The sequence below is a fragment of the Paraburkholderia sp. XV genome, from assembly GCF_020177535.1.
Taxonomy (GTDB): Bacteria; Pseudomonadota; Gammaproteobacteria; order Burkholderiales; family Burkholderiaceae; genus Paraburkholderia; species Paraburkholderia caribensis.
The window spans coordinates 1-6,969 of record NZ_JAGUUD010000212.1; the positions used below are offsets into that span (position 1 = coordinate 1).

The 6,969-nt window shown below is 62.3% G+C and carries 6 protein-coding genes; 2 read left to right on the forward strand and 4 right to left on the reverse strand.

The annotated features are described in order from the left end of the window. Positions 1 to 333: 333 nt before the first annotated feature. Positions 334 to 1,683 (reverse strand): type II toxin-antitoxin system HipA family toxin, encoded by a 1,350-nt coding sequence (locus KFO72_RS40915; protein WP_224100747.1) that lies wholly within the window; start codon positions 1,681 to 1,683, stop codon positions 334 to 336. Positions 1,684 to 1,685: 2 nt separating this feature from the next. Then, positions 1,686 to 1,934: a helix-turn-helix domain-containing protein gene (locus tag KFO72_RS40920; RefSeq protein WP_054930920.1), complete on the reverse strand. Its 249-nt coding sequence runs from the start codon at positions 1,932 to 1,934 to the stop codon at positions 1,686 to 1,688. A 216-nt stretch (positions 1,935 to 2,150) separates the two neighbouring features. Between KFO72_RS40920 and KFO72_RS40925 the strand changes: the two genes are divergently transcribed. Beyond that, entirely contained in the window at positions 2,151 to 3,101 is a 951-nt protein-coding gene (locus KFO72_RS40925; RefSeq protein WP_060608714.1) for a chemotaxis protein CheV, read from the forward strand. A gap of 87 nt (positions 3,102 to 3,188) precedes the next feature. Here the strand turns inward: KFO72_RS40925 and KFO72_RS40930 are convergent, their stop codons facing one another. Further along, on the reverse strand, positions 3,189 to 5,234 hold the full coding sequence (locus KFO72_RS40930) for an FUSC family protein (RefSeq protein ID WP_176053520.1): 2,046 nt from the start codon (positions 5,232 to 5,234) through the stop codon (positions 3,189 to 3,191). A 179-nt stretch (positions 5,235 to 5,413) separates the two neighbouring features. Here KFO72_RS40930 and KFO72_RS40935 point away from each other — a divergent pair, with 179 nt between their 5' ends. Then, the gene (locus tag KFO72_RS40935; protein ID WP_054930923.1) at positions 5,414 to 6,454 is read left to right on the forward strand and encodes a LacI family DNA-binding transcriptional regulator; all 1,041 of its coding nucleotides are present in this window, start codon (positions 5,414 to 5,416) and stop codon (positions 6,452 to 6,454) included. Between the two features lie 36 nt (positions 6,455 to 6,490). On the opposite strand, the gene KFO72_RS40940 is transcribed toward KFO72_RS40935, so the two are convergent. Then, positions 6,491 to 6,817 carry a hypothetical protein gene (locus KFO72_RS40940; RefSeq protein ID WP_225034487.1) on the reverse strand — a complete coding sequence of 109 codons (327 nt, stop codon included), beginning with the start codon at positions 6,815 to 6,817 and terminating at the stop codon, positions 6,491 to 6,493. Between the last annotated feature and the right edge of the window lie 152 nt (positions 6,818 to 6,969).

Sequence of the window (6,969 nt, forward strand, 5' to 3'; positions counted from 1 at the left end):
TTGCGGCGGCAAAGAAAAGTAGGTGCCGCCCCGCACAGGGGCGACGCATGAAGCACGATAACGTAGCGCGGATGCCAGCGAAAAAGCAAGCGCGCAAGGGACGACGCGTGAAGCGAGCTAACGTAACGCGGATGCCAGCGCAAAGGCAAGCGCACAGGGACGACGCCTAAAGCACGCTAACGTCACGCGGATGCCAAAGCAAAGACGAGCACACCAAACAGCGCCACGCGAACCACGAAGACCTCCAGCGGCAAGCTGTGTGTACGCCCTCGCGCCGCGATAAGCACCAACCAATAAGCACCACTTCAATTCAAAACCCGCGAGCCACCGCATTCAAATCCCCGGCGGCATCGCCGCCAACCGCCCCGCTGACATCTGCAATCCGTCGAAGATACGTTGCGCCACGCGCTCAGGAAAACCTTTTGGCAACGCCGCCGCGACCGTTTCAATTGCCCCCGGCGTTGCATCGATCAATCGACCCATCAGCGACTCAGCGTCAGGACCATAGAAACACCGCGACGCCATCGCGTTGAAATTGCGTCGCTGGATGTCCTTCATCAGATAGTGCCGGTTCTTACCGGCCACCGCCATCGCAAGCTTCGCCTTATGCCACGACCATTGATTGCCGCCGTCACCTTCAACCGGCCAGATCGACATGATGTCGTACAGCGGCGTCAGCGCATAACGCCCGCCCGGCAGCAAATGAATGCTGAAGTTCTTCGCGTGACCGTCCGGCGCGGCAAGCATCCAGAACAGAATCTGCGCGCTCAGAAAGGTCTCGAGGTCGGCGTCGGGCCGCTCCGACTGACGCAGCACGCCCGCAATGTCGATCATGCCAGGACCGCCATCCGCTTCATAGCGCTGATGCGACGGCTTGCCAAGCACCTGGCAGAAATCTTCCTGCGGCAGACGCAAGATCCATTGCTTCGACGGATGAAGCCGGCGGTCAAAGCGTTCCACAGCCAGCACCTTCTGCTCGCCAAACCGCAGGATGTCGGCATTCGGCGCGGGCAAGCCGAACGCCCGGAACAGCGCGAGACAGAGCCACTCGTTTTCAACGGACGTCGTCCAGTCAGCCTTCTTGTTGCCGACGAGTCCTAACGGCAACTTGAAGATGTGCGTCGTGGGCGTCGCGCCGTGAGGGCGCATCCACTTTTTCCTGTGCCACAGAAACGCAGTCTTTTCCTGCGCGCCCGCAAGCGAGATACGAAAGTCGTCGTATTCGTCGTCCCGCCCCGCCCCCGGACCGCCCGACGCCACCGTGCGCGCAAGCATCTCCCCAATCTCGTCATCCGACATCGGCGTGCCTTCGATACGGTCGAATCCCTCCGGCTGCGCATCCTCGGCAAGCAGTTGCGCCGCGCCCACGCAATCGCGGCCAATCGCTTCGAGCAGGTCGAAAGCGTCGGCCGTGGCCGTCCGGAAACGCGTGGCAAGACGCCGGCGGATCGGCTCGCTGTCAGGCAGCAGGTTGTCGAAGTAGTTGCGCACGCGCTCGCCGCGCAACGGCGCATCGTCGATCCCGAACGGCAGCGAAAGCGACAGCGGCCTCCCGGCAGGCGAGGCCATCCAGTCGCGGTCGTACTGAAACTCCATGTCGCCGCGCGATGGAATGCGCCACGTGCCCACGCGCAGACCATTGGTCCACACCGAAAGCGCGCGCGCATGAGACGGACGGCCCATGGCTACCAGTCCTCCTGGCCCGGCGCCGCGCTGGCGGCCCGCGTCTGCACGCTCAGCTCGAGGCCGTACATGGCCAGCAACGCGAAAAGCTGCTCCGATGTGATCGAGTCGGGATTGAGCTCCATCGCCGAGAGCCGGCTTTGGCTCAAGCCCACCCGCGACGCGGCCTGAGCCTGCGAAAGCCCTTTCGCCCGCCTTGCAGTGCGCAGGATCTGGCCAAGCTGGTGCGGATTGAGCAAGGTGCGTTTCATCGCGGGATGCCTGTATGGGTCACCTGTCTGGCAGGTAAATGTATTTTACGCGTATGACGGGTATTTGCAAATTAGTTGTGTGGCGGGTAAAGGGGCGCTAACGGGGGGCACTACCGGCAGCATATCGCGGAGGTTCATGTTTTCCGCCGCGCCGCCGATATACAAGTGACCGGGAACCGCATGCTTTGCGCCCCGTGCAACCCACAGAGCCAGGTGATGGACCAACAATCGAATGAAGCGCGCACGACCCTGACCAGTTCGAACCAGTTCGAGCTGCTCCTTTTCAGGCTCGGCACCGTGCCGGGCGACAGCGCGCACGAGCTATACGGCATCAACGTGTTCAAGGTCCGCGAAATTCTCACGATGCCCGTCATCACGCCCATCGTTGGCGCGTCCCGTTGCGTGATGGGCGCGGTCAACATTCGCGGGCAGATCATCCCGGTGGTGAACCTGCCGCAGCTTATGGGCTGCGAGCCCACGCGCGGCCTGAACATCCTGCTCGTTACCGAGTTCGCCCGCACGACGCAGGGTTTCGCCGTGCAGGATGTGGACGACATCGTGCGACTGGACTGGAATCAGGTGCTTCCGGCCGAAGCGGCGGCGGCCGGGTCGGGGCTCGTTACCAGCATCGCAAGGATCGACGGCAACACGGGGGATTCGCGTCTGGCTCAAGTGGTCGACGTCGAGCAGGTGTTGCGTGACGTGCTTCCAGCGCATCAGCCGGAGTCTGCGGCCCCGGAAACCGCCGCGTTTCAGGTGCCGCCGGGCACCCGAATTCTCGCAGCAGACGACTCCGGACTGGCGCGCACCATGATTCAGCAGGCGCTTGCCGACATCGGCGCCGAATGCATCATGGCCAAGACGGGCGAGGAAGCGTGGCAGATTCTCGTCAAACTGGCCGATGAAGCCAAGCGGGACAAAGCGCGCTTGCGCGACAACGTATCGATGGTGCTCACCGACCTGGAGATGCCCGAAGTGGATGGCTTCACCCTCACGCGGCGCATCAGGGCGGACGAACGCACACGGGATATGCCCGTCGTGATCCATTCGTCCCTGACGGGCGCGGCAAATGAAGCGCACGTGCGAAACGCGGGTGCCAACGGCTATGTGGCGAAGTTCCAGGCGGCAGAACTGGCAGAAGCCATTCGGAGCGCGATCGGGGCGTGATCTGAGCGCTCACGGCACCGGCCGTGCGGACCTTCACGCTGGCGCGAAGCGCACGAAGAATCTTCCTTGCCGTCGAACGGGTTCCCGTCACGCGGCGACGTCCAGTGTCGCGGCTGGAAACAGCGACAATCGGAGTCCGACGAGCGCATGTAGCGCGCCCTTGCGCAGCTTGTAGCCGGGCGCGCCGGGATCGGCCGCGAAGTCTGCGAGAATCCGCCCAATCGCGGCATCGACGTCGGCCGCCAGCGTCGACGGTACGCCTTGCCGGCCGCCCGATTCGAGGCATCGTTCATAGTACGAGCGCACGTCGTCGAGCACACGGTTCAGCATGAGCGGCAGCTCCCCGGAAAACTTGCCGGACAGTCTGCGCAGGTCGAGTGTGTTGAGCGCGACGCGCATGTCGCGCAGGCTTTCCGTCGACGGATGCTTGTCGTCCTCGCTCGGCGCCACGCGCGGAATCAGTTGCACGAGCCGGTCGAGCATGCGCGCGTTCAGGTCGCGTTGCTGATCGATCGATAACGCGGACGCGCTGAGCACCACGTCCCGCCAACTGGAGCGGGTGAGCCGCGCCGTCGCCGCATCCGTTCCGAACGGACGGATCACGCCTGTCATCACCGAAGCGAACACCACACCCGCCAGCCCCGCGAGATTCGCGTTCAGGAAGCTCAGGATGTTGGCGTCGTAAGCGCTGTCGATGCCAAGAAACGTCGCCGTCGTCAACGCTACGAGCGTCGATATCAACCCCCATTTCGGACGTGGCATCAACAGACCGAGCGGCACGAACACAAACGAGAAGAAGATGACCAGCATGCCGAAGTCCTGGCCGCTCGGCAACACGACAAACAGATAGAAAGCCGAAATGACGACGCCCGTCGTCGCGCACTTCAGAAAGGTGATCATCATGGGCACGGGCTCGTCGAGCGCGGCGAAAAAGCACACACCGATCGCGCCCAACGACACGGCCGCTGCCCCGTCCTGCCAGCCCGAAGCGATCCAGATGCTCGACGAAACGAAGATGACCAGCGCGGCCGAGCTGGCTGAGAACAAGGCAAGACCCCGGTCGAGAAAAGCGTGACGTGTGCCGACCCGCCAATGACGAAAGCGCGGCCGCCAGTTCGCTTTTTCATGAACGATCATGTCGCGCAACGTCCGGCAATCGGCCCACAGATCCACCACTTGCCGCAAGCGCGACAGCGCGCTGGTCAACAGTGCGGCCTGCCAGGTCGTCAGTTCGTCGCGGGCGGGGTCCAGTTGCGCGATACGCATCCGCAATAGCGGCGCCCCGTGCTCGGGGTCCTCGCCAAGCGACGCATCCATCCAGCGGCAGGTATCGCGCAGCAGCTCGTTCAGGCCAACGGGCACGCCGGGCCCGGATTGCCGCGTAGCCGCGACTATGTCCGCGAGCGCCGAGGTGATGGGCAGGATAAGTTGCATCCGGCCTTGCAGTTCCTCGCTGCGCGCGAGAATCGCAGGGCTGACGTGATCGTAGGCCAACTGGCTCAACAGGAATTCGAAGCCGCGCACACTCGTCGCCATCTTCTGGCGGCTTCCCGAAACGAGCGCACCCACGGCGCGGCCCGCCAGCGACTCTTTCGTGTAAAGCGTCGCATCGCGGAACCATGAATCGGTGCGCTCGATCAGCGTCGGCGCGAGCCGGCTCGGAAAAAACACGCTGCCGACGATGCTCGCGCAAACGATGCCGAGCGTGATCTCTTCAGTTCGCGCCACGGCCACATCGAATATCGTCAGCGGGTTCGATAGCGCCGGCAACGCGATGACGGACAGCGAATAACTGGCCAGCAGGAAAACATAGCTGCGCGCTGCCCGCGTCGAGATCGAAATATAGACGAACACGCCCGTCCACAACGCTATCACGGCGCTCAACAGATAAGGCGTCTCTGCGAAAGGCGGCACGAGAGCCACGGAAGCGAGCGCACCAAGCACGGTGCCGATCACGCGGTACAGCGCTTTCGACCGGGTGGCACCGACGAACGGATTCGACACGATATACACGGATGCCAGCGCCCAGTACGGCCTCGGAAGGTCGAACCAGAACGCGATGTAAAGCGCGAGCATCCCTGCAAGAAAGGTCTTTAGCGAAAAAATCCAGTCGCGCAGCGAAGGGAGATTCATCGGAACGAATTTGCGTGAGGGATGGGTCGCTCGGCCGCCGGACCGGCCAAGGCTCGCAGCAGAATGACCCAGAATGACCCACAGTGTCCCGCGCTTCTCCGAAATCTGCCTGGTAGGCATCGTCGCCGGGTCCAACGTATCATTTATCCATCACAAATCTATCAAGCTTGAGACGCCCAATGGCTCATCGCTTCCTGATCAAGGAGATTGCGCTTCAGGCAGGACTCGGTGTTGCAACTGTCGACCGGGTACTGAATGATCGCGCCCACGTTCGGGAACACACCCGCAAGCGCGTCGAGCAGGCCATCAGGGAACTCGAAAAACAGGAACTGCAACTCGCAACCACCGGGCGAAAGCTGATTGTCGATGTCGTCGTGGAAGCGCCTGCCCGGTTCGCCGACGAGATACGAAGCGCGCTCGAAGCCGAGCTTCCGGTGCTGCACCCTGCCGTCTTTCGACCGCGATTCCACTTGCGCGAGACGATGACGACGGATGAAGTACTCGAGACGCTTCGTTCAATTGGACGACGAGGCAGCCACGGGGTGTTTCTGAAGGCGCGCGACGTTCCCGAAATCGCAGCAGCGATAGGCGAGTTGCAACGCAGCGGCATCCCTGTCATCACGACCTTCACGGACGTTCCATTGTCAGGGCGCATTGCCTACGCCGGGCTCGACAATCGCGTCGCTGGCGCGACTGCGGCCTATCTCATCACCCAATGGCTCGCTTCGCAGCCGGGAAAGGTTTTGATAACGATGAGCGACGAGCGCTTCCGCGGCGAAGAAGAACGTGAAATAAGCTTCCGGCGCGCGTTGAGGACCCGTCAACCACAGCTCACGCTGATTGACGCCAGCGGTGGCCATGGCCTTGACTCGCTCACTGAAGAGCGGGTTCTCAAGGTTATCGCGGCACACAGGAAAATCGATGCAGTCTATTCGATGGGCGGCGGAAATATCGCCATTCTCAAAGCGATCGAAGCGCGGCAGCAGTCCCCCGTTTGCTTTATCGGACACGATCTCGACAGGGACAACGTCCGGCTTCTGCGCGAAGGCAGAATCCAGGCGATCTTGCATCACGAGCTTCGTCAGGACATGCGGTCGGCGTGCCAGCACGTCATGCATTTTCATCGACTTTTGCCGGCGTCGGCTGTATCGCCGTCGTCGTCGGTCGTCGTCGTGACGCCGGAGAATATTCCCGAGCACATCACGAGCCGGTTCCGCTGATGGCAGTGCTTGACATGCCTTGCCACACTGCGACGGTCATCGCGCGTCACCCGCCTCCACCACGACGTCGAGGATGAAGAACCGTTGGGCCTGCCAGTCTCCCGCAACGAGATCGATCGTCGCACGGCCCGCGCGCCGCGCCACGAACATGATCCCGTTCGGCAGACCCGCTGGCGTGATGACGTGTCCGTCTTCTCCCATCGTGCCGGGAACGCCAGTGTTCTGGAAGCTGCACGGGCCGAGAAGCGGGTAATTGACCAGAACCTGTTTCCAGACGCAAGTGTCGAAAAGGAGATCCGGATTGTTCGCCTTCGCAGCCCGGCTTTGACAATACGTTGTCCCGCGCGAAGTCAGATTCAACATGCACCGGCTCGCCGTTTGCATGATCGCGTGACCGGTTGACGAAAGTCGCCTTGCGGAATACCGATACCGTTTCAATGACCGGACATCGGATACGAGCGCCGGCCACGCTATCTTTCGCTATGCACGACACCTGCGCCCGCCGTCATCCATTG

Excerpts from the sequence above, each read along its gene's own strand:
- KFO72_RS40915 (WP_224100747.1), bottom strand. The coding sequence starts at position 1,683 with ATGGGCCGTCCGTCTCATGCGCGCGCGCTTTCGGTGTGGACCAATGGT.
- KFO72_RS40920 (WP_054930920.1), bottom strand. The coding sequence starts at position 1,934 with ATGAAACGCACCTTGCTCAATCCGCACCAGCTTGGCCAGATCCTGCGC.
- KFO72_RS40925 (WP_060608714.1), top strand. The coding sequence starts at position 2,151 with ATGGACCAACAATCGAATGAAGCGCGCACGACCCTGACCAGTTCGAAC.
- KFO72_RS40930 (WP_176053520.1), bottom strand. The coding sequence starts at position 5,234 with ATGAATCTCCCTTCGCTGCGCGACTGGATTTTTTCGCTAAAGACCTTT.
- KFO72_RS40935 (WP_054930923.1), top strand. The coding sequence starts at position 5,414 with ATGGCTCATCGCTTCCTGATCAAGGAGATTGCGCTTCAGGCAGGACTC.
- KFO72_RS40940 (WP_225034487.1), bottom strand. The coding sequence starts at position 6,817 with ATGTTGAATCTGACTTCGCGCGGGACAACGTATTGTCAAAGCCGGGCT.